This is a genomic window from Streptomyces sp. CB03234 (assembly GCF_001905885.1).
GTDB lineage: Bacteria > Actinomycetota > Actinomycetes > Streptomycetales > Streptomycetaceae > Streptomyces.
Genome location: NZ_LIYH01000002.1, coordinates 815721 through 838856, shown reverse-complemented (window position 1 = coordinate 838856; position 23136 = coordinate 815721). Strand labels below are relative to the sequence as shown.

The following is a 23136-nucleotide window of genomic DNA, read 5'->3' as shown; positions in this document are numbered from 1 at the left end:
CCGCCGTGAGCAGTGCATATCCTGACGGGGAACGTTCTGACCTTTTTGGAGCACGTCTTGTACTTCACCGACCGTGGCATCGAGGAGCTGGAGAAGCGGCGCGGCGAGGAGGAGGTCACCTTCGAGTGGCTCGCCGAGCAGCTGCGTACGTTCGTCGACCTCAACCCCGACTTCGAGGTTCCCGTGGAGCGGCTGGCCACGTGGCTGGCACGGCTGGACGACGAGGACGAGGACGAGTAGTCACCGCCCCTGCGGGCGGGCGCGGAGGCGGTCGTAGGTGAGGCCCAGCGCGCCCTGGGCGATCAGCAGCGCGGCCGCCGTCGCCCAGCCGGGGTTGCGGCGGGTGAGCGCCCAGGCCAGGAGGGGGAGGCCCGCCGCCAGTTGGGCGGTGGCGAGTGCGCGGGCGCGGGGGCCGCGGAGCCAGGGGCCGAGGGGGCCCTCCTCCACGGCGTCCAGTTCGGTGCGTACGGCGTCGAGCCAGCCGTGCCATTCCACCGGCTCCGCCCCCCGGGCCTCGGCGGCGGCCCACAGGCGGGCGGCCGGTTCGCCGGGGACGAGGCCCTGCGGGAGGGTGAGGCCGTGCCGGGACAGGACGGCCAGCAGGCCCAGCAGGCGGGCCGGGGCGTCGGCGTGCTTGTCGGGGCGGGTGAGGGGTTCGAGGTCCTGCACGTCCAGGACGGGGTCGAGCCCGAGGCGGGCGGCGAAGGTGTGCATGGCCTCGTCCTCGCCGGCGGGGGTGCCGTCCGCCAGCCAGGTGTAGCCGACGGGGCGGCGGAAGCCGGTCGCGAGGACGCATCCCGCGCGGTCCGCGTCCCACCACAGGGCCACCACCGGCCACGTCACGCCGACCGTCAGGGCGCCGGCCCAGCCCGCGATGACCCGGTCGACCGGGTCGGCGCCCTCCAGCCACGGCTTCCCCTCGGGGACGAGCACGCTCCAGTCCGGTCCGGCCGGGGCGAGGAGCAGCCGCTCGCGCAGCAGCAGGGCCGGCGGGCGTACGGAGTCACGGTCGGCCCGGCAGAACAGCAGCGCGCCCGGGGAAGTCGCGTTCATGCGGCTTACGCTAGGCCAATTTGTCCCGTTACGGCGACGTTGGGGCGCACTTGACTTCGCCGGACCGCGATATATCGTGTATCGAAACTGACGCGATATGTTGCGTCACGTCCCAGGGAGGCCCCATGCCGGAGTGGTCCGTCACCGAGCCCACCAAGCTGACCCTCGACGACACACCCGTGACGGCGCTCAGCGTGCGCATCGTCGACGGGACCGTCAACGTCGTGGGCACCGACGAGGACACCGCCCGGCTGGAGGTCTCCGAGATCGAGGGCCCGCCCCTGATCGTCACCCAGCAGGGCTCCACCCTGACCGTCACCTACGAGGACCTTCCCTGGCGGGGGATCCTCGACTGGCTGGACCGCAAGGGCAGGCGCCGCAGCGCCGTCGTCTCCCTCGCCGTCCCGGCCGGCGCGCGCGTCGAGGTGGGCGTGATCGGCGCCGGCGCCGTCGTCTCGGGCATCCGCGGGCGTACGGACGTACGCGGCGTCACCGGCGACACCACACTCGTCGGCCTCTCCGGCGAGGTCCGCGCCGACACCGTCTCCGGCGGCGTGGAGGCCCAGGCCGTCACCGGGGAGCTCCGCTTCAAGTCCGTGTCCGGCGACCTCACCGTGGTCGACGGGGCCGCCACCTCCGTACGCGGCGAGTCGGTCAGCGGCGACATGGTCATCGACCTCGACCCCGCCGGCGAGCCCACCGACATCCGGCTCACCACCGTCTCGGGCGAGGTCGCCATCCGGCTGCCGCACCCCGCGAACGCGGAGGTCGAGGCCAACACCGTCGGCGGGAGCGTCTCCACCGCCTTCGAGGACCTGCGGGTGACCGGACAGTGGGGCTCCAAGAAGATCACCGGCCGGCTCGGCAACGGCAAGGGCACCCTGAAGGCCACCACGGTGTCCGGCTCCATCGCGCTGCTCCGCCGGCCCGAAGCCCCCACCGGAAAGGTGCTCTGACATGCCCCCCGTCTTCGCCCACGGCCGGCTCCGCCTCTACCTGCTCAAGCTCCTCGACGAGGCGCCGCGCCACGGCTACGAGGTGATCCGGCTGCTGGAAGAGCGCTTCCACGGCCTGTACGCGCCCTCCGCCGGCACCGTCTACCCGCGCCTGGCCAAACTGGAGGCGGAGGGCCTGGTGACGCACGCCACCGAGGGCGGGCGCAAGGTGTACTCGCTCACCGACGCCGGTCGCGCGGAACTCGCCGGCCGCGGCGGCGAACTGGCCGACCTGGAGCGGGAGATCCGCGACTCGGTCTCCGAGCTGGCCGCCGAGATCCGCGACGACGTGCGCGGCGCGGCGGGCACACTGCGCCGCGAGATGCGGGCCGCGGCGGGCGAGACCCGTACGCCGCCGGCCGGGGGCGACGACTGGGCGGCGTGGCGCCGGGCCAAGCAGGAGTGGAAGGACCAGGCACGCCGGGCCAAGGACGAGTCCCGGCGCGCCCGCGAGGACGCGCGGGCGGCGCGCCAGGAGATGCAGCGGATCGCCCAGCAGGTCCAGGACCATGTGATGCGGGGCGAGGGCCTGGCCGACCTCGCCGGGCGCCTGGGCGGCCTGCTGGGCGGCGCGGCCCCTCCGACGCCGCCGGAGTGGGCCCACGACTCCGGCACGTCCGCCGACCCGGCGCGGGACCTGGAGCGCCTGCTGGACCGCTTCCGCGACGACATCCGCGACGCGGCGCGCGACCACGGCGTCACCGCCACGCAACTTGCCGAAGCCCGCCGCCACCTCTCCACGGCGTCGGCCCACATCGTCGCGCTGCTGAAGGGCCCGGGCGACTAAAGAGGGTCGTCCGGCAGGATGCGGAAATGGCTGTACGCGCCACTGATCGGCCGCACGGTACGGAAGTCCCGGATGTCCCGCGTGAGCACGGCGTCGGTGCCGTACTCGGCCGCCAGGCAGACGTTCACCGCGCCGACGAGGTCCAGATCGAGATGCCCGTAGCGGGCCCGTACGGCCAGGGCGGCGTCGAGGAGTTCCGCCGTGGTGTCGGCCAGGAGCAAACGCGTGGACCTGGCCCGCGTCGAAAGCGAGCGGAGGATGCTGTCGGCGGCGGCCCTTCCGGCACGGGAGGTGGCCACCTGGTGCACCTCGGTGAGCGCGAGAGGTGTGGCGACGAGAAGGCTGCACGCGTCTGCCGCCTTCCTCGCCGCCAGATGAGCCGGATCCGACCGGTTGAAGAGGGTGAGCAGCCCCGACGTGTCCGCTACGGCGATCACGTGCTCCGCTCCTGGTTGCGTCGCTCCCGCGCCGCACAGCCCGCCGCGACCGCGCTGCGGATCTCATCCTCGCCGACGGGACCGCCGAGATCGAAGGTCTCCTCGTCGTCGAGGAACGGCTCGTCCCAGATGCGGGTGGCAAGGGCGATGCGATGGATGCCCTCGCGGATTATCTCCGCCTCGGAGATGCCCTTGCGGGCAGCCGTCTCCTTGATGAGGGCGAGGTCGCTCTCATCCGCGTACACGTTCGTTCGCTTCAGCGCCATACCTCAATGGTACAGGTCATGTACCACCCCCTCAGCTCGCCTTGACCCCACCCTCCCCCGAGCCGGGCAGCGCCCGCTCCAGCGCCCCGTACGTCGCGCCATGCTCCGCGAGGACGTCCGCGACGACGCCGGGGCGGGCCGCGAGGGCCAGCAGGAGGTGCTCGTCGCCGATGTGGCGGTCGCCGCGGCCCAGCGCGACGCGGAGGGACTGCTCCAGGGTGCCCTTCGCGGGACGGGTGAAGGGCAGGTGGCCGGACCACCGGCGTTTCGGCTTCCGGTCGCCCGCCAGGGCGCCCGGCCCGTGGGCCGCCTCGATCTTGGAGACGATTTCCGTCACGTCGATGCCGATGCCCGCCAGCGCGTCCGCGTCCGCCCGCGTCAGGCCGCCGCGCCGGCGGGCCTCGGCGAGGGCGGACTCCACGGAGGCGCGCCGGTCGGTGATCCCGAGCGCGGCGAAGGCGACGGCCGACCGCGTACCCTCCAGGTCCAGCAGGGCGAGCAGCAGGTGTTCCTCGGTGACGGAGTCGGCGTCCACCCGTTCCGCGTACGTGACGGCTCCCTTGACGACGTTCCGGGCAGCCTCGGTGAATCGCTCGAACATCAATGCCTCCCGTACTTCTTGTGTACGGCCTGCCGGCTGACGCCCAGCTCGGCCGCGATCTCCTGCCACGACCAGCCCTGGGCCCGGGCGCTGCGGACTTGTACGGCTTCCAGCTGCTCCAGCAGCCGCCGCAGCGCGGCCACGGCCCGCAAGCCCACCCGGGGGTCGCGATCGCCCGCGCGTGCGGCGAGATCGGTTGCTTCGGTCATGGTGTCAACTTACGTTGACAAACGGGCCCACGTCAACCCCGGTTGACGACAACCGTGACCGTCGCGCCCGGCACCGCGCGTACCACCACCCGCCCCGCCGGGCTCGGGACCACCCACGCCCGGCCCTCCACCGCCACACGCCAGCCGCTCGGGCCGGGAGGCAGGGACAGCTCCGTCGCGCCGCCGCGCCCCGCGACGTACGTCAGCCGGGACGGGGTCTGCGCGATCACCCGGCCCGCCACCGCCTCCGCGTACGGCGCGGCCGTCTGCTCCTTGTTCGTACGCCAGGCGCCCGAGCCGTCCACCGCGCAGTACCCGCCGCCGTAGCACCAGACATAACCCGCCCACCCCGAGCTGTAGCGGTTCAGGGACGCGAGCGCCTCGCGGTAGAAGCGGCCCATGTTCGGCAGGGAGTTGTTCAGCGGGCCCCACTCCCCCACCACGATGGGTACGCGGTACTCCTTCGGGTAGGCGGTGACCGCCGCCTCGTACGACTCGATCCAGCCCGCCGACGGGTCGTAGTCCGCGCCCGCCTCCATCGCGGTGTTGTAGAAGTGCGGGGCGTAGACGACCTTGTGGTCCTTGATCCTGCCGAGGCCGGTCGGGACGCCCTCGCCCACGATCGGGGTCGGCTCGACGAACAGCCAGTTGTCGTCGTCGACCGAACGGACCGCGTCCGCGAGCCGGTTGTACATGGGCGTGAGGTGGTCGCGCTCGATCCGCCGGGCCGCCGTCGGCAGGTCCTCGCCCTCGCGCAGCTCGCCCATCGGCTCGTTGATGAGGTCGTAGCCGAGCACGGCCGGGTGGTGCTCGAAGCGGTCGGCGAGGACGCGCCACATCCTCGCCTGGGCGGCCGCCAGGTCCTCGTCCTCGTACAGGTGCGTGAAGGCGCGCTGGACGGCCGGCTCGAAGTACTCGGCGAACCAGTCGTCGGGGTGCGGGGTGAACGGCAGGCCGTCGGTGCGGGTGGCCCACTCGGGGATGCCGCGGTGGCCGAAGGCCGGGCCGAAGACGTCCTGGTGGGCGTCGATCAGGACGTACATGTCGTGCTTGTGCGCCCAGTCCAGGATCCGCTCGATCTTGCGGAGGTACGCCTCGCTGTACTGGCCGCGCCTGGGCTCCAGGTCGTCCCAGAAGACCAGCAGCCGGGCGAAGTTGAAGCCCTGGGCGCGCATGTCGCGGAAGTGCTTCTCGGTGATGGCGGACAGCGCCGCGTCACCGCGGTGCGTCTTGTCCTCGACGTTCCAGCCGCGCAGCGTCAGGACGCGGCCCCGGTCGTCGGTGAGGCGGGGTATGTCCGGATCGGTGGACGCCGCCCGGGCGGACGGGGCGAGGGCCAGCAGGGCGGAGAGCGCGAGAGCGACGGTTCGCATGGGGGACCTCCGGCACGATCGACAGTGCCGGAGATCCCATCAGCGGAACTGACGCTCCATCAAGAGTTCGTCAGGACAATCTTGCCGAACAGGTCGCCGGCCGCCATCTTCTCGAAGCCCTCCCGCGCCCGGTCCAGCGGCAGCACCTCGTCGATGACCGGCCGCACTCCGGTCGCCGCGCAGAAGGCGAGCAGGTCCTCCAGCTCGTCCTTGGTGCCCATCGTCGAACCGACGACCTTCAGCTCCAGGAAGAAGATCCGGGTCAGCTCGGCGTGCGAGGGCCGGTCGCCGCTCGTGGCGCCCGAGATCACCAGCGTGCCGCCGGGGCGCAGCGACTTCACCGAGTGCGACCAGGTGGCCGCGCCGACGGTCTCGATGACCGCGTCCACCCGCTGCGGCAGCCGCGCGCCCGGCTCGTACGCCTCGACCGCGCCCAGCTCGACCGCGCGCTTGCGCTTGGCCTCGTCGCGGCTGGTGGCGAAGACCCGCAGCCCGGCCGCCCTGCCGAGGACGATGGCCGCCGTGGCGACCCCGCCGCCCGCGCCCTGCACGAGGACCGAGTCGCCGGGGCGTACGCCCGCGTTGGTGAAGAGCATGCGGTACGCGGTGAGCCACGCGGTCGGCAGACAGGCGGCCTCCTCGAAGCTCAGCTCCTTCGGCTTCGGCAGGACGTTCCACACCGGGACGGCGACCTTCTCGGCGAACGTGCCCTGGTAGCGCTCGGTGAGGATGGAGCGCGGTTCCTTCGGGCCGACGCCGTGGCCGCTCTGGCCGATGACGGAGTGGACGACGACCTCGTTGCCGTCCTCGTCGAGGCCGGCGGCGTCGCAGCCGAGGATCATCGGCAACTTGTCCTCGTCCAGACCGACGCCCCGCAGGGACCACAGGTCGTGGTGGTTGAGGGAGGCGGCCTTGACGGTGACGGTGGTCCAGCCGGGACGGACCTCGGGGGCGGGGCGTTCGCCCAGCTCAAGTCCGTTCAGGGGCTGGTCGCGGTCGATTCGGGCGGCGTAGGCAGCGAACATGACCTTGAGGTTAGGGCGGGCCGGTGCGCGGCGGAACCGCGCACCGGTGTGACGTACGTCAGTCCCGCCTCCACTGGGCGGGGCTGTTCTTCGTCGCCGGGTCCTCGTATGAGCCGGTCCTCCCCCGGTCCACGTGGAAGGTGGTGAGGGTGGAGACCGGTGAGAGCGGGTCGCGGCGGTCGGCGATCACCCGCATATGGGTGCTGAACCGTTCCGGCGTGACCTCGTAGACGTCGTATCCGTACCGATTGCCCTCGAAGTACTTCAGATGCGGGTTGGCCTTGCCCATGAGGGGGCCGTTGGTCGCGTTCCAGTCGGCGGAGTACGCGCCCGAGGTCACCGAGTGGGCCGTGAACTCGGTCCCCACCAGCGGCGACGACGTGTCGTCGAAGTCGACCCGGATGTCGTCGACAAAGGCGGAGTGCCAGTCGCCGGTGATGACGACGAGGTCCTCCAGGCCGCTGCTGTGGACATGGTTCAGGACCTCCTTGCGCTCGGCGAGGAAGCCGTCCCACTGGTCGGTGAACATGTACGAGCCGCCCGGCCGGCCCCGCAGCTGGCTGAGCATGATCGAGTTGGCCCACACGTGCCAGGAGTCGGGCGCCCGGTCGATGTTCCCCTTGAGCCAGGTCTTCTGGGCGGCGCCCAGGATGGTGCCGTTCGCCAGGTTCTGGGCCGACCGGTAGGAGCGCAGGTCGAGGACGGTGAGCTCCAGCAGGTCGCCCCAGCGGCGTGCCCGGTGGATCTCGGGGTCGGGCAGGGCGGCGGTGGCGGAGTTGTCGCGGTGCGGCATGTTCTCGTACCAGGCCTGGTACGCGGCCGCCCGCCGCTGCATGAACGGCGCCCCGCCGCCCGTACCGCTGTAGTCGTTGACGACCTCGTGGTCGTCCCACGTCAGGAACCACGGGTGGGCGGCGTGCGCCTCGCGCAGGGAGGCGTCGCCCTTGTAGAGGGCGTGGCGGCGCCGGTAGTCGGCGAGCGTGAGCACCGCGGGCCCCTCGTGGTCACGGACGTGGTCGCCTCCCACCGGCCCGTGTTCGTAGATGTAGTCGCCGAGGTGGACGACGAAGTCGACGTTCTCGCGAGCGATGCCCCGGTGGGCGGCGTAGTAGCCGTCGTGGAACGCCTGGCAGTTGGCGGCGGCGAACCGTACCCGCGAGACGCTGCCGACCGGCGCGGTCTTCGTCCGGCCGACGCGGCTGGTCTTCCCCAGCGCCTTGAAGGCGTACCAGTAGTGGCGGCCCGCTTGGAGGCCGCCCACGGGCACGTGGACGCTGTGGCCGAGCGTCGCGGAGGCGGGGGCCGTGCCCCGGGCCACGACCCGGCTGAGGGCCTGGTCCTCGGCGACGACCCACTCGACCTCGACGATCTCGGGCAGCTTCTGCTCGGCGGCGAGCGGCTCGGGCGCCAGGCGCGTCCACAGCACGACACCGGTCGGCTGCGGGTCGCCGGAGGCGACACCGAGCGTGAAGGGCGCCGGGTCGTAGTCGGCGCCGAGCGCCTCGGCCGCCTCACGCGCCTGTGCGGGCGAGAGGCCCGCGCTGAGCGGCCAGACGACGTTCAGGGCGCCGGCGGCTCCGGCGGCCTTCAGCAGGCCGCGTCGGTCGAGCGTCACTTCTGTACCCCCGTGAGCGTGAGTGTGATCCCGTCCGCGTAACCGTCGTTGGAGGTGCCGCTTCCGGTACGGGTGAAAACGAGGAGCACGCGCGCGGTGCGGGCGCCGGGCGGTACGGCCGACCCGGCGGTGCGCTGGAGCAGTCCCGTACGGCTCCTCCGCTCGGTGGCTGTCACGGGCCCCAGCACGCTCAGGGCCACCGGGGTCCCCCTGCCGTCCCGGAACTCCACCGACAGCCGGGCGCCGTCCTCCTGGGACGCGTATCCGCCGAGCCAGGCGCCCACCGCGTACCGCACCTGGCCGGCGTCGACGGCCGCGTGGCCGGTCGTCCCGGTGGCGGGCAGGGCGATGTCCTGGAGCAGGGCGGTGCGGGGCGAGTTCCCGCCGGAGAAGAACCGGCTGCCGCGCTGCGCGGGGCCCGGGTCGGAGGCGGTGGGGTAACCCCCGCCATGGGTGTACGCGATCAGTGCGGGCGCGCCCTGCACGACCTGCCAGCCGGTGACGGTCCCGACGGGCTCGGCGGTACCTCCGGGACCGCTCTCGGCGTCGCCGTTGACGACCAGATTCACTCGCGCCTCCTGTGTTCGGTTGTCCGTGGGGTGGCCTGGCGCGCTGCATCACAGCAGCCCCACATGAACCTCCGGAAGAGCGGCGGCGAACATTGCGCGGGCGGTCCAAGGACCCGTACGGAAAGTCCAACCCCGGCACGCGGAAGGGCCCCGTTCCGGCTCCCACAGGAGCCGGAACGGGGCCCTTGTCGGACACACGCACCCCGCCGGGTACACGCGGCGGTCACGCACCCCGCACAGAGGTGCCGGCGCCCGGCCACGCACCCCGCACGGGGGTGCTAGCGCCGGGCGACGCCCTCCGCACGCGCGGCGGCGGCCACCGCGGCCGTCACCGCCGGGGCGACCCGCTCGTCGAACGGCGACGGGATCACGTAGTCGGCGGCCAGCTGGTCACCGACCACGTCCGCCAGCGCGTTCGCGGCGGCGATCTTCATGCCCTCGGTGATCCGGGACGCCCGCACCTGCAGCGCGCCCGCGAAGATGCCGGGGAAGGCGAGCACGTTGTTGATCTGGTTCGGGTAGTCGGACCGGCCGGTGGCCACGACGGACGCGTACTTGTGCGCGACGTCGGGGTGGACCTCCGGGTTCGGGTTGGCCATCGCGAAGACGAAGGCGTTCGGCGCCATCGACGCGATCGCCGGCTCCGGCACCGTACCGCCGGAGACGCCGATGAAGACGTCCGCGCCGGCCAGCGCGCTCTCCAGGGAGCCGGAGAGGCCGGCGCGGTTGGTGAGCTCGGCGAGCTCGCGCTTGACCGGCGTGAGGTCCTCACGGTCCCGGCTGACGATGCCCTTGCGGTCCGCGACCGCCACGTCACCGAGGCCGGCCTCCAGCAGGAACTTGGCGATGGCCACACCGGCCGCGCCGGCGCCGGAGATCACGGCGCGCAGCTCGCCGAGGCCGCGCCCGGTGAGCTTCGCCGCGTTCCGGAGGGCGGCCAGGGTGACGACGGCGGTGCCGTGCTGGTCGTCGTGGAAGACCGGGATGTCGAGCCGCTCCTGGAGCTTGCGCTCGATCTCGAAGCACCGGGGTGCCGAGATGTCCTCCAGGTTCACGCCGCCGAAGGACGGCGCGAGGCGGACGACGGTGTCGACGATCTCGTCCGTGTCGGTCGTGGCGAGCGCGATGGGCACCGCGTCCACGCCGCCGAACTGCTTGAAGAGGATCGCCTTCCCCTCCATGACCGGGAGGGACGCCTCCGGGCCGATGTCACCGAGTCCCAGCACGGCCGTGCCGTCCGTCACGACGGCGACGACCTGGGACTTCCAGGTGTAGTCGTGCACGAGCTCGGGCCGCTCCGCGATGGCGCTGCACACCTTGGCGACGCCGGGCGTGTACGCGAGGGACAGGTCGTCCTTGTCGCGGATCGGCACCGTCGCCTGGACGGCCATTTTGCCGCCCCGATGCAGCGCGAACGCCGGATCGAAGGGCTCGTCGGAGGCACTCTCGGTGCTGTTGTCACTGTCGCTGCGAGGATTGACGATCTCCGCTGCCATGTGTTGACCCCTTAAGTCATTTCGTTCGAGGGTGGCCACTCCTGGTTGAGGAGGGGTGGGCGGGCACCGCGTCCGTGCCTGCGCGAGGCGGTTGGCCCGCCCTTGCAGGGAGAGGTACGTACGCGTCGGGCGCGCCGCACACGCGCCCTGAGCCCCGGATGAGGGGTGTAAGGATCCTTCTTACCGGACGGACCGCTCTGTCGACGAGTCGGTATCTCATATGAGCCTCGACCCCGGCCACAGCCTGGATCCGGTGGCATGACTCATCGCCGGTTTTCTGGACAAGTCCGCACGCGCCCCGGTTTGCGGCCGGTATCCCGTCCGAATGACGAGATCGACCGGAGATTTTCCGGCGAAAAGAAGGCAACCCCGCAGAAGGTCCGGCCCTGATGTACCGGCCTGTTGGGGTTCGGGGGTCTCCCGTTATCCGATTTTGACATGCGGGGCCCCCTGTTGGGGCCAGTCCGAATGGCAAGATGCCGTAATCACACGTGGTCGCGACACCCGATGGTGCGTGCGCGACCGCTTGGCAACTCCCTCACCCGCCGGAGGAACCCGACCATGACCGCAAGCACCACCCGCTGTACGACCGCCGCGAAGACCGGGACGACCCGGACGTCCCGGACAGCCGCGGTCGCCGCGATCGCGGTCGCCGGCTCCATGCTGCTGACCGCCTGCGGCGACCAGACCGACAAGCCGGTCAAGACGGACCAGGCCACCGGCAAGCCGGCCATCGCCGCACCGCTCGCGGACCGGCTGCCCCAGGCCATTCGCGACAAGGGTGAGATCAAGGTCGGCTCGGACATCGCGTACGCCCCCGTCGAATTCAAGGACAAGGACGGCAAGGTCGTCGGTATCGACCCGGACCTCGCCGACGCCATGAGCAAGCAGCTCGGGGTGCGCCTGGTGTTCGAGAACGGCACCTTCGACACCCTGATCACAGGTCTGCGCGCCAAGCGCTACGACATCGCGATGTCGGCGATGACGGACACCAAGGACCGCCAGCAGGGTATCGACTCGGAGACCAAGAAGAAGGTGGGCGAGGGCGTCGACTTCGTCGACTATTTCAACGCCGGTGTGTCGATCTACACCAAGAAGGGCGCCGACAAGGGCATCAAGACCTGGGCCGACCTGTGCGGCAAGAAGCTGGTCGTGCAGCGCGGCACCGTCTCCGAGGACCTGGCCAAGGCCGAGTCCGCGCGGTGTGTGAAGGCCAAGAAGGGCAAGATCGCGATCGAGGCCTTCGACACCGACCAGCAGGCCCAGACCCGGCTGCGCGCCGGCGGCGCCGACGCCGGCTCCTCGGACTTCCCGGTCGCGGCGTACACGGTCAAGACCTCGGGCGGCGGGAACGACTTCCAGATCGTGGGCCCGCAGGTCGAGGCCGCGCCGTACGGCATCGCCGTCGCCAAGGGAAACACCCAGCTGCGTGACGCGATCAAGGCCGCGATGGACGCCGTCATCGCCAATGGTGACTACAAGAAGATCCTGGAGAAGTGGGGTGTCGCCGCCGGTGCGGTGACCGAAGCCAAGATCAACGGCGGTTCCTGATCCCCGGCCACCAGCGCCACGTAGGCCCCTGAAAGGCACCACCTTGACTACTGACATCAAGAAGACGGGCCCGGAGGACGCCACGCCGCCCGCCGGACCGGAAGCCATCAAGGCGATCCCCGTCCGGCACTACGGCCGGTACGTCACCGCCGTCGTCGCCCTCGCGCTCTTCGCCGCGATCATCTACGCCTTCGCGCAAGGCAAGATCAACTGGGGCGCCGTCCCGGACTACTTCTTCGACGGCCGGATCGTCGAAGGCATGGGACAGACCCTCCTGCTGACCGTCCTGTCGATGGCGATCGGCATCGTCGGCGGCATCGTCCTCGCGGTGATGCGGCTGTCGAAGAACCCGGTGACCTCGTCGATCGCCTGGTTCTACATCTGGTTCTTCCGGGGCACCCCGGTCCTGGTCCAGCTCTTCGTCTGGTTCAACCTGGGCCTGGTCTTCGAGTACATCAACCTCGGCCCGGTCTACAAGGACGAGTGGGCCGACTTCATGACGCCGTTCCTGACGGCGCTGCTGGGCCTGGGCCTGAACGAGGCCGCGTACATGGCCGAGATCTGCCGCGCCGGTCTCCTCGCGGTCGACGAGGGCCAGACCGAGGCCTCCCACGCCCTCGGCATGAGCCACGGCAAGACCCTGCGCCGGATCGTGATCCCGCAGGCGATGCGCGTGATCGTGCCGCCCACGGGCAACGAGGTCATCAACATGCTGAAGACGACCTCGCTGGTGGCGGCCGTGCAGTACTACGAGCTGTTGCGCAACGCCCAGGACATCGGCCAGACGTCCGGCGCCCCGGTGGAGATGCTCTTCCTCGCCGCGGCCTGGTACCTGATCCTGACCTCCATCCTCAGCGTGGGCCAGTACTACCTGGAGCGCTACTACGCGCGCGGCTCCTCGCGCCAGCTGCCGCCGACCGTGCTCCAGCGGATCAAGGCCAACGTGTTCTCCCTGTCCAACCGACCGGCCGCGGGAGGTACCGCATGACCGCCATGGTGAAGGCCGAGGGCGTGCACAAGTCCTACGGCGCGGCCCACATCCTCAAGGGGATCGACCTGGAGGTGGCGCCCGGTGAGGTGTTCTGCCTCATCGGTCCCTCCGGTTCCGGCAAGTCGACCTTCCTGAGGTGCATCAACCACCTGGAGAAGGTCAACGCCGGCCGGCTGTACGTCGACGGCGAGCTGGTCGGCTACCGCCAGAAGGGCGACAAGCTGTACGAGCTGAAGGACAGCGAGGTCGCGCTGAAGCGCCGGGACATCGGCATGGTCTTCCAGCGCTTCAACCTGTTCCCCCACATGACGGCGCTGGAGAACGTCATGGAGGCGCCGGTCCAGGTCAAGGGCGAGTCGAAGGCCGTGGCCCGGGAGCGGGCGGTCAAGCTGCTGGACCGGGTGGGGCTGGGCGACAAGGCCGGCAACTACCCCTCCCAGCTCTCCGGCGGCCAGCAGCAGCGCGTGGCCATCGCGCGGGCGCTGGCGATGGAGCCGAAGCTGATGCTCTTCGACGAGCCGACGTCGGCGCTCGACCCGGAGCTGGTGGGCGACGTGCTGGACGTGATGCGGGACCTGGCCGAGTCGGGCATGACGATGGTCGTCGTCACGCACGAGATGGGCTTCGCCCGTGAGGTCGGCGACTCGCTGGTGTTCATGGACGGCGGTGTGGTGGTCGAGTCGGGCAACCCGCGCGACGTGCTGACCAACCCGCAGCACGACCGGACGAAGGCGTTCCTGTCGAAGGTGCTGTAGTACGCGCACACGGAGGGGCGGTACGGGTCACCCGTACCGCCCCTCCGTCGCTCATTTCAGCGCCAGCACCAGCGCGTCCGAGGGCGAGGACCACACCGCCCGCGCCTCCGCGAACCCGGCCTCCTTGAGGGTGCGCGCGTGCCACTCCAGGGAGGGCGTGTCCCCCTCGGCGTGCTCGCCGTAGATCGCGAACCGCTCGGCCGTCGGCCCGGCCAGGACCGGGTCCTCGGCGGCCAGGTCCCACCAGGAGGACCAGTCGAGGGCGCCACCGGCCTTGGCGCGGTCCATGGCGGCGTGCCGGTGGGCGCGCTCGGCGGCGTTGATCCGGGGCGTGGACTCGTCCCTCATGTGGTCGGCGTTCATGAACACGCCGCCCTCGCGGACGAGCCCGCCGAGCTGCCCGTACAGCGCGGCGAGGGGCTCGGTGCGCAGCCAGTGCAGGGCGGTGGCGGTCAGGACGGCGTCGTACGACTCGTACGGCAGCGCCCGCACCCACTGCGGGTCGGTGAGGTCGGCCCGTACGAAGGTCACCCGGTCGTCGCCCTCGAAGTACCCCTCGGCGATGGCGAGGAGCGCGGGGTCGAGGTCGACGCCGGTGCTGACGGCGTCGGGGAACCTCTTCAGCAGCCGGTCCGTGATGCTCCCCGTACCGCACGCGAGGTCGAGGACCCGCGGCGCGGGGCCGGTGAACGCCTCGACCATGTCGAGCATGACCCGGAACCGCTCCTCGCGGTCGGGCATGTACCACTCCTGCTGCCGGTCCCAGCTTTCCTGCCACGCGCGCCAGTCGGTTCCCGCAGTCGTCTCCGTCAACGCGACCTCCGTAATACCCTCGTATCAGACCTGTCTGTTACTCGTTCTGTTCCCGACCCTAGACCGCCGCCGTAAGGACTACAAGTGGAACTGGCCTATTACTCGGACTATGCCGTACGTCTGGTGAACACCGAGGAGCCGGCGCGCAACAAGGACTCCCTCACCTCCGTGGAGGCGGTCCGCGACCTGTTCGGCGAGGCCTCGCAGATGGCGCGGCGCGCGACCGACGCGGACGTCACCCGGTTCCGGTCGGTACGGGCACGGCTGCGGGCGGTCTTCACCGCGGCCGACGCGGGCGACCAGACGCACGCCGTGGACCTGCTCAACTCGCTGCTGCTGGAGTTCCCGGTCAGCCCGCAGATCTCCGGCCACGAGACCCTCGACGACGAGGGCCGGCCGCGCTGGCACTTGCACCTCGCGGACCACCCGTCCAACGCGACCGCCGGGTACGCGGCGATCGCCGCGATGGGCCTGGCCTTCCACCTGACCGAGTTCGGCGCCGACCGGCTCGGCCTGTGCCAGGCGGCCCCGTGCCGCAACGCGTACCTGGACACCTCCACCAACCGGTCCCGCCGCTACTGCTCGGACCGGTGCGCGACGCGTGCGAACGTCGCCGCCTACCGGGCGCGCAAGCGCCTGGAGACGGAACGGTCGGCGAGCACCGGCCGCACCGCCGACACCAGCCAGGAGAGCACCACCCCGACCGACCGCTGACGCCCGGGCCGTATCCCCCGGTACCGCGCCCGCACCCGGCCCAGCACCAGATCCTCCGGTACGGGGCCGAAGGAGCGGCTGTCCACGGCCTCGGCGGCCCGGTTGTCCCCGAGCACCCACCAGCCGCCGTCGCGCCGCTCCACGAGCCGCTTCACGATGAGCAGGTCCTGCTGCAACGGGTGCCGCAGCACCACCACGTGCCCCGCGCGCACCGGCGCCCCGTAGTGCACCAGCAGCCGGTCACCGTGGTGCAGGGTGGGCACCATCGACGGCCCGGACACCTCCGCGACACCGAACGGCGCCCTGGGCCCGCGCTCGTGCTCCCGCCCCTGCTCCGTCATCCGGCACACCTCCTGGACCTTCCTGGACCTTCCTCCACGAGTCCCATGGTCACCCTGGACTTTTGTCGTAAGCCCATGGGGGCACCCGCGAAAACCCGTCTGCCACGGAGTAATGTCCCACCTGAGAAGACGATCACGAGGAAGGACAGCTCAATGCTCTCCCGCCTGTTTGCCCCGAAGGTGAAGGTCAGCGCGCACTGCGACCTCCCCTGCGGTGTCTACGACCCGGCCCAGGCCCGTATCGAGGCCGAGTCCGTCAAGGCCACGCAGGAAAAGATGCAGGCCAACGACGACCCGCACTTCCAGGCGCGCGCGACGACCATCAAGGAGGAGCGCGCCGAGCTCGCCAAGCACCACGTCTCGGTGCTGTGGAGCGACTACTTCAAGCCGCCGCACTTCGAGAAGTACCCGGAGCTGCACCAGCTGGTCAATGACGCCCTGAAGGCCCTCTCGGCCGCCAAGGCGTCGACCGACCCGGCGACGGGCCAGAAGGCGCTGGACTACATCGCCCAGAGCGACAAGATCTTCTGGGAGACCAAGAAGGCCTGATCGTCGCCCGGCGAATAGCGTGACAGCCCAGGCCTGGAGTGCAGGTCAGTGGCACAAAGAGAGCGGCCCGACCGCGTGAGGCGATCGGGCCGCTCCGTGCCCTAAAGATCATTTGGGAGACGTTTGGGAGACGAGGTCAGGACGAGCGCCTGATCTCCCACTCCGCCCCGGTGCTTGCCTCATCCGTGAGCGACTTCTCCCACAGTTCCTGGAGCCCCTTGGCGATAGCCAGTTCCATCTCGGGGGACGTGTGCGAGTACGTACCTTCCACGCCTTTCAGCTTGTGGCCCATCCGTTCCTCCACAGCGACCCTCGGGTGGCCCTGCTCGTCCAGCCAGACCTTGTGCCCATGCCGGGTGCCGTGGGGCACCATGTCCTCCACGCCTTCAACGGCAGGCAGGGCGGACTGCGCGCGTCGGCCACGGCGCTTCGGCTCCGCCTTCTGGCCGTGGAGGATCGGCTGCCAGAACCGGCCGTAGAACTGGTCGTCAACGCGCAGCGGCTTGCCGCGCTGGGATGGGAACACCAGGATCTTGTGCGTGTTCATCGCGAGCAGCTCTGACAGGAGGTCGGCCAGGAAGGGCGGCAGGATCAACGTCCGGTAGCTGCTGTATTTGGGCGGCAGCAGCGTGAAGCCCTTGGGGAGCAGCATCTGCTGCCCGGCGCGGAGGCGCGCTCCTGCTGCGAGGTCGTTGGCCTTGGCGACCTCTTCGGCCCGATCAGCGTCGGCCAGGCGGAGGGCCGCGATCGATTCCAGTGTCTCGCCACGGTTGACGATGTGCTTGGCTGACTTGCTCAGCCACTGCCCTTGCCACTGCACTCGCAGCGATCGACCGTACTCGAGGCCGAGCAGCTGCAACTGGTCCCGGCGAAGGCCGGCCACCTCGCCCATGCGGACGCCGGTGTACGCCATGGTCAGGATCATCACGTACCACTGGAAGCCCCGCAGCGCTCTGGCGTTCTCCGCGACGAGCCGGGCCTGCCTGGGGGTCGGCCACACGTACTCGTCGGCGGTGTCAACGGGGACGTGGCGGCCGCGGCGGCGCTTTGAGGCGGTGGGCATGGGGTTGAAGGGGATCAGACGTTCCTCGACGGCGTCGTCCAGGAGCATGCGCATCACGCCCTCGATGCCGTCCACGTAGTTCTTCTTGAAGCGACTCTTCAACTGGGTCTGCCAGGCCCGGTAGCTCATCGACGTGATGTCGCCGATCGGGACGTTCTCCCACTGCGGCCGGATGACCGCGTTGATGCGGCTGTCGTAGGTCTCTTCGCTCATCTCGGAGACGTCAAGTACCTTGCGCCACTCGGTAATCCACTCTCCGAACAGCTTCCGGCCGTCGCTGGGGTTGACGAACACCTTGCGCTTGACGTCGGTCTCTTGAGCGCGGCCCCAGTCGAGTGCGTCTTGCTTGGTCTCGAACCCGCTCTCCGAGTCGTACTTGCCGTTGGGGAGTTGGTACCTGACCCGCCAACTCCTGCCGCGCTTCTCTGCGTACGCCACCGCCCGCGTTCCCCTTTGGTGTCCCCGACGGCCGCGGCAGGCACCCCTGACTGCCTTGGCCTATCCGTTAGGACTGCATCATGTGACCCGCAGCGGACAGCTGAGGCAGTCACATGAGCTGCAGTCGACTCCCTGACGTGCCATCAGGGTTCGCGCCGCGCGTCTGGCTGACTCGCTCCGCGTTCCCTCAGGCGTCACTACGCACACGATTCTGCCGTTCACCCGGCCTGACCAACTGAGACATCCGGCATAGTCCGGACCGGGGTTGAAGGCTATGAACTGGTGCTGCATAGGCCCCCTCTCGTGCGGCTGGAAGACCCCCACGTGATGAGCCTTACATACCGAACGCGCGGCCGAAAGAATATGTCAGCAGCATTTATCGAACCCACCGTAACGGTTCCGTTACAGGCGAAAGGTTGTACGACTGAGATGTTTAGCCCTCATCTTCAGGTGGGACGATGCCCTGCCGCTGGAGTTCCTGGAACACCGCATCACTGAACTTCGCCATGGTGCCCGTCGGCACCTCCGGCATCGTTGCGACGATCGCGTTGTGCACCGCCTTGCGCACGCCCTCCCTACTGTCTGCGACCTCGGCGATTCGCACCCCCGCGACGATTTCGCCGGCCTCCTGCGCCTCCTCTGCACCCTCCAGTACGGCCTGGCACGCCCCCGGGGCCCAGCCGAGCGCCTTCTCGATCTTGGCGTAGGTCACATCCCGGACGGTCGCCCCGTTTTCGACGCGCATGTAGGTAGTGATCGTCAGTTCAGCGGCCTCAGCCGCTTTCGCCTTATGCCACCCAAGACTGATGCGGCGTTGTCTCACGAGCCGGGCAAGGCGTTCCCGGCTCGCGGGGTCGGTTGTAGCCATGTCGGCATTTTCTCAGGAACCCCTAGGTACCGCCAGGAACGCGTTTCGGCCTGCACGCAGCTTTAACAGTCTCTTGAGGTTCATGCGCGAAGGAACATCCAGAAACAGCTAGAAGTTACTAGTTCCTGCGATGTTACCCACAGGTAGTGCTAGCAGTTCCTAGTAGTTCCTGTTAGCTTCTGGACATGAAGGCACCCCGAGCTACCTACGAGGTGGACGGGGCGGCAATCCGCAAGATCCGCATGTCTCGCGGCCAATCGATCGCCGACCTCGCCCGCATCGCTGGTCTCACCAGCAGCTATCTGTCGCGGCTGGAAACCGGCGTCCGGCGCCGCACGCGACCCCCCACCTACCTGGCCCTGCGGGCCGCCCTGGGCCTCGCGCCCGACGACGACAGCCTCCTCGCCTCGAGCGAGACCGCCCCCGAATGAGGTGACCCAATGACCGCCACCGCCACCCCCACCGTGGAGGACTTCACCGACGTCGACGAGACCGCCAAGCGGCTCGGCATCGGTAAGCGTCGCCTGCGCGACGGCGTCAACCACTTCGGCTACCCCGCCCACCGAATGGGCCGGAAGTTGATGTTCAGCCCCCAGGACCGCGCCGAGATCGCCGCGCGCCACCGGATCCCCGGCCAGCGCAAGATGCGCGCCGTCTGAATCCAGGAGAACGGGGTCGGACGGGCCCTGCCCGGCCCGTACACGACCCCTCCGGCAGTACCTCATCCACTCGAGAAGAACGAGGTCACCGTGAGCAATCACCTTACCCACCCCGCCCCGGGCATCCCCCCGGGGACCGCCCGGCCCGTGTGGACCTTCAAGGACAAGGGCATCGTGTTCGAGCTGGACCGCCCCTGGATCGACGTCTACGGCGCCCACTGGGAGTGGACCGGCCTGGACACCGAGTCCGGCGAGCCGCTGATGCAGTGCGACACCGACCCCCCGCTGCCGTTGTCCGAGGGCTACACGACGTACGGCCCGTGGATCCCGGCCCCGCGCCAGGCCACCCCGGCCGAGAAGCTCACTGCGATCGAGACCCCACAGGACCAGCCGGCCCCCGTGGTGGCCAAGCCCGCCGAGGCCCCGACGCCCAGCATGTTCGCCGCGCTGCTCCGGCGGCTGAGGGGGCGCTCGTGAGCACCGTACACGTGAGCGCGGCCGCCGTCGCGGCTGCTGCCAGGACGTTGCAGGCGGCGCACGCCTCCTACAACGGATACGGCCGTATCCCGGGCGCCTTGTACGGGCATCTGGCCCAGGCTCTGGCCGCTGTCGGTCAGTTGGCCGGCGAGTTGGACCAGGCGGTGTCCGCGCTCGGCGCGCTGCCCGTGCCGGTCGCCGGTTCGCTGGCCGAGGAGAACGCCCGGCTTCGGGCACAGGTCGCCGAGTTGGAGGCCCAGGTTCCGTACCGCGAAGTGTGGGACAGCGGGCTGCCGCCGGGCGGCCTGGTGTGCAGCGTGTGCGGGCAGCCGGTGGAGTCCGAGCCGTGCCCCCAGCACGCGCAGCAGGGCTCGTTCCTCCGTCCCTGGTCCGCACACCTGGACGCCAAGTCGCTGGACAACTTCCTGATCGACCTCGGCCGTGCCACGGAGTGCGAGCCGCTGGACGCGGCGGTCGCGGAGATCGAAGCGACCGTTGCCCGGTGGCGGGCGTGGGCGTCAGAGCAGGAGAGGGTGCGCCGCTCGGTCGACGCGCAGTTCCCGGTCGTGGCCGCGGTCCTCGCCGACACGGACGGGGGAAGTCGATGACCGAGCAGCACGGTGGCCGTACTACCGCCGAGATCCGGCTGGGCCAGTACATGGAGCAGCGGGCCCGGTTCAGCGTCGCGACCTACGACAGCGGCAACGAGAAGGCGCTGCACGAGATCGCGCTCGCTCTGCGCGACGAGGTGGAGCGGCTGCGGGCCCGGGTCGCCGAGCTCGAGCCGTACGCGCCGATCGAGTTCGAGCTGGTGGCGCCCGCTCAGGTGCAGTGCCCGGTGTGCCACATGCACATGAACACCGGCGACCACACGCACCCGGAGGCGAGCGCGGACCCGCGCCGGGCCGCTGCGGTGGAGAGGCTGCGTGCGCTGCTGGCACGCCAGCAGGCCTCGCCCGCCATGACGGCCCGGGCGGCCGGCACCTTCCACACCATCGACCCGGACACACCGGAGGATGCGCCGGCCGCGCTGCTGGCGCAGCAGCTGCGTACGTCGCAGCCAGACGTGACCGCCACTGACGTCCGCTCCACCACCGAACTGCGCCTGACCGTACGGCCGCAGTCCATGGAGGCATGGTTGTGGTGGCTCGGGATGCTGAGCGTTGACACCCGCACCGTGACCTGCAGGGGCAGCGTAACCACCGGCCACGGCCGTCGCGGCGACGTCGCCGTGGTCTTGGTCGGCGACGGCGTGGGCGGCCTGCAGGCCGACGCCTTCTCCTACGTCCAGCCGCGCCAGGGGCAGGGGGCGGAGTCGTGATCGTGTTCCTGAGCATCACGGCCGCCATCGTCGGCCTGCTCGCCGTCCGGTGGGCCATCAACGCCGACAGCGACCGCCAGTCGCCGGCGCCCCGCCCGGCGCCGGTGGACCCGCCGTCCGGTTCCCTGGTGATCCGCCACCCCTCCCACGCCGCGACCCGCGCCTACCTGGCCGCTCACCCGCTGCCCGGACAGCAGGACGGGGGCAGGTCGTGAACACTCCCCAGGCGGACCGGCGCGCGTACCTGCTCGGCGCGCTGCGCGAGTCGGGCATGCGCATCGAGGACGCGCACCAGCTGATGGACGACTACGACGCGACCGAGCGCGCCGAAGCGCTGCGCCAGGTCCCGCGCCGGGTCGACGCCACCGAGCCGCTGACGGCGTACGGGCGGCTGCTGGCGGCGCTCGTGGTGTCGCCGGAGGTCCGGCCCGGGCAGGCCCCGGCCTTGATCGCCGACCGTGACGCCGATGTCCTCGCCCAAGCCGCCGCGCGGCTGCGCGGGTTCATCGACCACGGGTTCACCGACCCCGCAACGCTCCTCGACGCCGTCCGCGCCTACTCCAGCGACCTCACGGGGAAGGACACCCGCTCGGCGGGCGAGTCCACCCCGGTGGTCGTGCGGCGTGTCGACTGCGTCCTCGAGCCCGCCCGGGGGGACGGCGAGAGCGAGACGACCGTGGGCTGTATCGCCGAGGACGGCCGGCCCGTCGCTCTCCTTCTCGACGACGCCACCCGCGCCAAGCTCGCCGACTGGCTGCGCCTGGCCGGTCACGACCTACGCGCCGAGCGCCTGGACATCCTCCGCCGCGCGGTCAAGTCCTGGCAGGGCGAGTGGACCCCCGTCCGTGCGCGCCGCCTGTACCAGGCGCACGGGATCGACGTCGGCGCGAACGTCGCGCGCCGAGACCTGCGGCTCCTGGGCCGCCAGGGCCTGCTCGTCGTCAACGACCGCGACCCGCACCACCGCGCCTACCGCCTCAACACCTGGAAGGACTCCCGCCGATGAGCAGCACTCGTGAGCAGTACGTGACCGGCCTGCGTGATCTGGCCGACTGGCTGGAAGCCAACCCGGACGTGGGCGTCTCCATGAGCGGGGACCGTCTCCTGTACCCGCTGCACAGCAATGCGGCGGTGGAGGCCTTCGCCGAGCAGGTCGGCCGGGAGGTCACCGTCGACGAGGGCGGCAACGCCTCGGTGGCCGTGGTCTTCGGGCCGATCGTCTACCACGCCTACGGCTACGCCGATTTCGACGAGCACTGCGCCCGCGTGGACGAGCGGCAGGCGCGGTCGTGGGCCGAGAGCCACGGCCTGGCCCTCATGCCCAAGCCGGACGACGAGGCGGCATGACGATGCAGGTGGAGATCGAGCACGGCACGCCCAAGGGGTACAGCCAGCACCGGTACTACAAGGAGCTGCCCCCCTGTGCCCGGTGCCGCAAGGCGCACAGCGAGAAGGCGAGCGCGGACGCCAAGCGCCGTGCCGAGGAGCGGGCGCAGCGGTGGAACGGCGGCCTGGTCGGTAAGGGCCGGGTCGGCCGGGCGGTGGCGGTCGGGCGGGACTGCCCGGCCGCCGGGTGCGGCTCGCTGGCCAACGAGCCCCGGCCCGCCGCGGGCATGGTGCGCGTGAGCGTGTCCGGCTCGAGGGAACCGGCCCGCTGGTACTGCGCGGGCGGGTGCGCCGGGTACGGGCAGGCTCTGGCTGAGATCCGCGCCATCGGCGGTGGCCAGTGATGCCGGAGGACTGGATCGGGTACGCCGCCTTGCTGATCGTGGTCTCCGGGCTCGGCACACTGGTGATGGGCGTGGCCTGTGTCGTCCTGGCCGTGGTGCGTGGCGGCCGCCGCTTGTTCGGCGGCCGCCGCGCCCGGGCCACCCAGCCCGAGGCCGCCACGCCGACGCCCGCACCCGTGCCGTACATCTACCGGGCCTGTCACACCCCGGTGTGCGGCCACATGCACACCCGGCACTACCCGGCCGGCCCCGGCCAGTGGGTGTGCGGCGGGTGCCACGCGACCGTGGCCGAGGTGTGAGCGGCTCGAAGGGCCCGTGCGAGGACGTCGCACAGCCGCACGGGCTCACCTACGCCCGCCTCTACTTCACGGGCCGCAAATGCGACAAGCACTCGCCCAACGCCTGGGCCGGGCGGCCGGAGACGCCGCCCGGCCCGGGCT

The 23136-nt window shown here is 70.7% G+C and carries 32 protein-coding genes; 18 read left to right on the top strand and 14 right to left on the bottom strand.

What is annotated here, in order from left to right; genetic code table 11:
* The first annotated feature begins 57 nt into the window (after positions 1-57).
* Complete coding sequence (locus AMK26_RS10790; RefSeq protein ID WP_003961784.1) at positions 58-240, top strand: DUF6104 family protein; 183 nt, start codon at positions 58-60, stop codon at positions 238-240.
* On the opposite strand, the gene AMK26_RS10785 is transcribed toward AMK26_RS10790, so the two are convergent.
* Entirely contained in the window at positions 241-1053 is an 813-nt protein-coding gene (locus AMK26_RS10785) for a hypothetical protein (protein ID WP_073754290.1), read from the bottom strand. It lies immediately after the preceding gene.
* A 125-nt stretch (positions 1054-1178) separates the two neighbouring features.
* Between AMK26_RS10785 and AMK26_RS10780 the strand changes: the two genes are divergently transcribed.
* Together AMK26_RS10780 and AMK26_RS10775 are read left to right on the top strand one after the other, a co-directional pair.
* A complete protein-coding gene (locus AMK26_RS10780; RefSeq protein ID WP_073754289.1) occupies positions 1179-2009 on the top strand; it encodes a DUF4097 family beta strand repeat-containing protein in 831 nt (276 codons plus the stop codon).
* Position 2010: 1 nt separating this feature from the next.
* Entirely contained in the window at positions 2011-2835 is an 825-nt protein-coding gene (locus tag AMK26_RS10775) for a PadR family transcriptional regulator (protein ID WP_073754288.1), read from the top strand.
* Here AMK26_RS10775 and AMK26_RS10770 read toward each other — a convergent pair.
* The 9 genes from AMK26_RS10770 to AMK26_RS10730 all read right to left on the bottom strand — a co-directional run bounded on the left by AMK26_RS10770 (position 2832) and on the right by AMK26_RS10730 (position 10426).
* Positions 2832-3272, bottom strand: a complete 441-nt coding sequence (locus tag AMK26_RS10770; RefSeq protein ID WP_073754287.1) for a type II toxin-antitoxin system VapC family toxin — start codon at positions 3270-3272, stop codon at positions 2832-2834. The two genes, AMK26_RS10775 and AMK26_RS10770, sit on opposite strands and share 4 nt — an antisense overlap.
* A complete protein-coding gene (locus tag AMK26_RS10765) occupies positions 3269-3538 on the bottom strand; it encodes a CopG family transcriptional regulator (protein ID WP_073754286.1) in 270 nt (89 codons plus the stop codon). The genes AMK26_RS10770 and AMK26_RS10765 overlap by 4 nt, the downstream gene beginning before the upstream one ends.
* 31 nt (positions 3539-3569) lie before the next feature.
* Positions 3570-4139: a Clp protease N-terminal domain-containing protein gene (locus AMK26_RS10760; protein WP_073754285.1), complete on the bottom strand. Its 570-nt coding sequence runs from the start codon at positions 4137-4139 to the stop codon at positions 3570-3572.
* Entirely contained in the window at positions 4139-4348 is a 210-nt protein-coding gene (locus AMK26_RS10755) for a helix-turn-helix domain-containing protein (RefSeq protein WP_056794174.1), read from the bottom strand. The genes AMK26_RS10760 and AMK26_RS10755 overlap by 1 nt, the downstream gene beginning before the upstream one ends.
* Positions 4349-4380: 32 nt before the next feature.
* Entirely contained in the window at positions 4381-5721 is a 1341-nt protein-coding gene (locus AMK26_RS10750) for a glycoside hydrolase family 5 protein (protein WP_073754284.1), read from the bottom strand.
* Between the two features lie 59 nt (positions 5722-5780).
* Complete coding sequence (locus AMK26_RS10745) at positions 5781-6746, bottom strand: zinc-binding dehydrogenase (protein WP_073754283.1); 966 nt, start codon at positions 6744-6746, stop codon at positions 5781-5783.
* Positions 6747-6804: 58 nt separating this feature from the next.
* Complete coding sequence (locus AMK26_RS10740) at positions 6805-8361, bottom strand: alkaline phosphatase D family protein (protein WP_073754282.1); 1557 nt, start codon at positions 8359-8361, stop codon at positions 6805-6807.
* Positions 8358-8930, bottom strand: coding sequence for a phosphoesterase (locus tag AMK26_RS10735; RefSeq protein ID WP_073754281.1), 573 nt, complete (start codon positions 8928-8930; stop codon positions 8358-8360). Before AMK26_RS10735 ends, AMK26_RS10740 begins: the two co-directional genes overlap by 4 nt.
* Positions 8931-9208: 278 nt before the next feature.
* A complete protein-coding gene (locus AMK26_RS10730; RefSeq protein ID WP_073754280.1) occupies positions 9209-10426 on the bottom strand; it encodes an NAD(P)-dependent malic enzyme in 1218 nt (405 codons plus the stop codon).
* A 561-nt stretch (positions 10427-10987) separates the two neighbouring features.
* Between AMK26_RS10730 and AMK26_RS10725 the strand changes: the two genes are divergently transcribed.
* From AMK26_RS10725 to AMK26_RS10715, 3 genes are read left to right on the top strand one after another with little or no spacing between them, the layout of a single operon-like run.
* On the top strand, positions 10988-11977 hold the full coding sequence (locus AMK26_RS10725; RefSeq protein ID WP_073754279.1) for an ABC transporter substrate-binding protein: 990 nt from the start codon (positions 10988-10990) through the stop codon (positions 11975-11977).
* Positions 11978-12020: 43 nt separating this feature from the next.
* On the top strand, positions 12021-12965 hold the full coding sequence (locus AMK26_RS10720; RefSeq protein WP_073754278.1) for an amino acid ABC transporter permease: 945 nt from the start codon (positions 12021-12023) through the stop codon (positions 12963-12965).
* The gene (locus AMK26_RS10715) at positions 12962-13723 is read left to right on the top strand and encodes an amino acid ABC transporter ATP-binding protein (RefSeq protein WP_073754277.1); all 762 of its coding nucleotides are present in this window, start codon (positions 12962-12964) and stop codon (positions 13721-13723) included. The genes AMK26_RS10720 and AMK26_RS10715 overlap by 4 nt, the downstream gene beginning before the upstream one ends.
* 51 nt (positions 13724-13774) lie before the next feature.
* Here the strand turns inward: AMK26_RS10715 and AMK26_RS10710 are convergent, their stop codons facing one another.
* Positions 13775-14536: a class I SAM-dependent methyltransferase gene (locus AMK26_RS10710; RefSeq protein WP_073754276.1), complete on the bottom strand. Its 762-nt coding sequence runs from the start codon at positions 14534-14536 to the stop codon at positions 13775-13777.
* An 84-nt stretch (positions 14537-14620) separates the two neighbouring features.
* Here AMK26_RS10710 and AMK26_RS10705 point away from each other — a divergent pair, with 84 nt between their 5' ends.
* Entirely contained in the window at positions 14621-15250 is a 630-nt protein-coding gene (locus AMK26_RS10705; RefSeq protein WP_073754275.1) for a CGNR zinc finger domain-containing protein, read from the top strand.
* On the opposite strand, the gene sodX is transcribed toward AMK26_RS10705, so the two are convergent.
* Positions 15154-15591: a nickel-type superoxide dismutase maturation protease gene (sodX, locus tag AMK26_RS10700; RefSeq protein ID WP_073754274.1), complete on the bottom strand. Its 438-nt coding sequence runs from the start codon at positions 15589-15591 to the stop codon at positions 15154-15156. The two genes, AMK26_RS10705 and sodX, sit on opposite strands and share 97 nt — an antisense overlap.
* Positions 15592-15744: 153 nt before the next feature.
* Between sodX and sodN the strand changes: the two genes are divergently transcribed.
* Positions 15745-16140, top strand: a complete 396-nt coding sequence (gene sodN, locus AMK26_RS10695) for a superoxide dismutase, Ni (RefSeq protein WP_073754273.1) — start codon at positions 15745-15747, stop codon at positions 16138-16140.
* A gap of 136 nt (positions 16141-16276) precedes the next feature.
* On the opposite strand, the gene AMK26_RS10690 is transcribed toward sodN, so the two are convergent.
* Together AMK26_RS10690 and AMK26_RS10685 are read right to left on the bottom strand one after the other, a co-directional pair.
* On the bottom strand, positions 16277-17641 hold the full coding sequence (locus tag AMK26_RS10690; protein WP_073754272.1) for a hypothetical protein: 1365 nt from the start codon (positions 17639-17641) through the stop codon (positions 16277-16279).
* A 433-nt stretch (positions 17642-18074) separates the two neighbouring features.
* The gene (locus AMK26_RS10685; RefSeq protein ID WP_073754271.1) at positions 18075-18509 is read right to left on the bottom strand and encodes a helix-turn-helix domain-containing protein; all 435 of its coding nucleotides are present in this window, start codon (positions 18507-18509) and stop codon (positions 18075-18077) included.
* A gap of 185 nt (positions 18510-18694) precedes the next feature.
* Here AMK26_RS10685 and AMK26_RS10680 point away from each other — a divergent pair, with 185 nt between their 5' ends.
* The 10 genes from AMK26_RS10680 (at position 18695) to AMK26_RS10635 (ending at position 22995) form a co-directional block, all read left to right on the top strand.
* On the top strand, positions 18695-18940 hold the full coding sequence (locus AMK26_RS10680) for a helix-turn-helix domain-containing protein (protein WP_073754270.1): 246 nt from the start codon (positions 18695-18697) through the stop codon (positions 18938-18940).
* 9 nt (positions 18941-18949) lie between these two features.
* Positions 18950-19168, top strand: a complete 219-nt coding sequence (locus AMK26_RS10675) for a hypothetical protein (RefSeq protein WP_073754269.1) — start codon at positions 18950-18952, stop codon at positions 19166-19168.
* Positions 19169-19258: 90 nt separating this feature from the next.
* Complete coding sequence (locus AMK26_RS10670; protein WP_143608494.1) at positions 19259-19645, top strand: phiSA1p31-related protein; 387 nt, start codon at positions 19259-19261, stop codon at positions 19643-19645.
* A complete protein-coding gene (locus AMK26_RS36925; RefSeq protein ID WP_073754267.1) occupies positions 19642-20253 on the top strand; it encodes a hypothetical protein in 612 nt (203 codons plus the stop codon). The genes AMK26_RS10670 and AMK26_RS36925 overlap by 4 nt, the downstream gene beginning before the upstream one ends.
* Entirely contained in the window at positions 20250-20966 is a 717-nt protein-coding gene (locus tag AMK26_RS36625) for a hypothetical protein (protein WP_073754266.1), read from the top strand. Before AMK26_RS36925 ends, AMK26_RS36625 begins: the two co-directional genes overlap by 4 nt.
* Before the next feature lie 2 nt (positions 20967-20968).
* Positions 20969-21181: a hypothetical protein gene (locus tag AMK26_RS10655; protein ID WP_143608491.1), complete on the top strand. Its 213-nt coding sequence runs from the start codon at positions 20969-20971 to the stop codon at positions 21179-21181.
* Positions 21178-21972: a hypothetical protein gene (locus AMK26_RS10650; RefSeq protein ID WP_073754264.1), complete on the top strand. Its 795-nt coding sequence runs from the start codon at positions 21178-21180 to the stop codon at positions 21970-21972. Before AMK26_RS10655 ends, AMK26_RS10650 begins: the two co-directional genes overlap by 4 nt.
* Entirely contained in the window at positions 21969-22313 is a 345-nt protein-coding gene (locus AMK26_RS10645; protein WP_073754263.1) for a hypothetical protein, read from the top strand. The genes AMK26_RS10650 and AMK26_RS10645 overlap by 4 nt, the downstream gene beginning before the upstream one ends.
* Positions 22310-22696, top strand: coding sequence for a hypothetical protein (locus AMK26_RS37665; RefSeq protein WP_241837855.1), 387 nt, complete (start codon positions 22310-22312; stop codon positions 22694-22696). Before AMK26_RS10645 ends, AMK26_RS37665 begins: the two co-directional genes overlap by 4 nt.
* On the top strand, positions 22696-22995 hold the full coding sequence (locus tag AMK26_RS10635; protein ID WP_073754262.1) for a hypothetical protein: 300 nt from the start codon (positions 22696-22698) through the stop codon (positions 22993-22995). The genes AMK26_RS37665 and AMK26_RS10635 overlap by 1 nt, the downstream gene beginning before the upstream one ends.
* Positions 22996-23136 lie beyond the last annotated feature (141 nt).

Bases quoted from the DNA above. Each gene is read 5' to 3' on its own strand.
- AMK26_RS10785 (WP_073754290.1), bottom strand. From the start codon at position 1,053: ATGAACGCGACTTCCCCGGGCGCGCTGCTGTTCTGCCGGGCCGACCGT.
- AMK26_RS10780 (WP_073754289.1), top strand. From the start codon at position 1,179: ATGCCGGAGTGGTCCGTCACCGAGCCCACCAAGCTGACCCTCGACGAC.
- AMK26_RS10775 (WP_073754288.1), top strand. From the start codon at position 2,011: ATGCCCCCCGTCTTCGCCCACGGCCGGCTCCGCCTCTACCTGCTCAAG.
- AMK26_RS10765 (WP_073754286.1), bottom strand. From the start codon at position 3,538: ATGGCGCTGAAGCGAACGAACGTGTACGCGGATGAGAGCGACCTCGCC.
- AMK26_RS10760 (WP_073754285.1), bottom strand. From the start codon at position 4,139: ATGTTCGAGCGATTCACCGAGGCTGCCCGGAACGTCGTCAAGGGAGCC.
- AMK26_RS10755 (WP_056794174.1), bottom strand. From the start codon at position 4,348: ATGACCGAAGCAACCGATCTCGCCGCACGCGCGGGCGATCGCGACCCC.
- AMK26_RS10750 (WP_073754284.1), bottom strand. From the start codon at position 5,721: ATGCGAACCGTCGCTCTCGCGCTCTCCGCCCTGCTGGCCCTCGCCCCG.
- AMK26_RS10745 (WP_073754283.1), bottom strand. From the start codon at position 6,746: ATGTTCGCTGCCTACGCCGCCCGAATCGACCGCGACCAGCCCCTGAAC.
- AMK26_RS10730 (WP_073754280.1), bottom strand. From the start codon at position 10,426: ATGGCAGCGGAGATCGTCAATCCTCGCAGCGACAGTGACAACAGCACC.
- AMK26_RS10725 (WP_073754279.1), top strand. From the start codon at position 10,988: ATGACCGCAAGCACCACCCGCTGTACGACCGCCGCGAAGACCGGGACG.
- AMK26_RS10715 (WP_073754277.1), top strand. From the start codon at position 12,962: ATGACCGCCATGGTGAAGGCCGAGGGCGTGCACAAGTCCTACGGCGCG.
- sodX (WP_073754274.1), bottom strand. From the start codon at position 15,591: ATGACGGAGCAGGGGCGGGAGCACGAGCGCGGGCCCAGGGCGCCGTTC.
- sodN (WP_073754273.1), top strand. From the start codon at position 15,745: ATGCTCTCCCGCCTGTTTGCCCCGAAGGTGAAGGTCAGCGCGCACTGC.
- AMK26_RS10685 (WP_073754271.1), bottom strand. From the start codon at position 18,509: ATGGCTACAACCGACCCCGCGAGCCGGGAACGCCTTGCCCGGCTCGTG.
- AMK26_RS10680 (WP_073754270.1), top strand. From the start codon at position 18,695: ATGAAGGCACCCCGAGCTACCTACGAGGTGGACGGGGCGGCAATCCGC.
- AMK26_RS10675 (WP_073754269.1), top strand. From the start codon at position 18,950: ATGACCGCCACCGCCACCCCCACCGTGGAGGACTTCACCGACGTCGAC.
- AMK26_RS36625 (WP_073754266.1), top strand. From the start codon at position 20,250: ATGACCGAGCAGCACGGTGGCCGTACTACCGCCGAGATCCGGCTGGGC.
- AMK26_RS10645 (WP_073754263.1), top strand. From the start codon at position 21,969: ATGAGCAGCACTCGTGAGCAGTACGTGACCGGCCTGCGTGATCTGGCC.
- AMK26_RS37665 (WP_241837855.1), top strand. From the start codon at position 22,310: ATGACGATGCAGGTGGAGATCGAGCACGGCACGCCCAAGGGGTACAGC.
- AMK26_RS10635 (WP_073754262.1), top strand. From the start codon at position 22,696: ATGCCGGAGGACTGGATCGGGTACGCCGCCTTGCTGATCGTGGTCTCC.